We start from the raw sequence: 345 nt of genomic DNA on the forward strand, positions 1-345 counted from the left end.
CTTAATATTGATTTCGTTGGAAGCCGCGCTTTCTCCCGCTTCATTCACGGCAGTTACCACGTAATAATACGTAGTTCCGTTGATAACTGAGGTATCTGTAAAGGAAATTCCCTTAATGTTGGAAGCGAGGATAGCATAAGGTCCTCCGGCTGAGGTCGAACGCTTAACCGTATACGATTTTGCTCCGGTCGTAGTCCAATACAGATCTACGATACGATCTCCGCCACGAAACCAATTAATCGTAGGGGTCGCCGGCGGGAAAGATGGAGTTGTGAATACGTTCCATTCGTAGGCCAAAATAGCAGACCCGGCAGTGACGGGTTTCAACACAACGCTCGAAACATT

1 pseudogene is annotated in these 345 nt (G+C 47.5%); it reads right to left on the bottom strand.

Annotation, left to right across the window (positions count from 1 at the left end):
- Positions 1–345, bottom strand: a pseudogene (locus ET33_RS40185) (hypothetical protein); the annotation flags it as partial.

The organism is Paenibacillus tyrphae (assembly GCF_000722545.1).
GTDB lineage: Bacteria > Bacillota > Bacilli > Paenibacillales > NBRC-103111 > Paenibacillus_G > Paenibacillus_G tyrfis.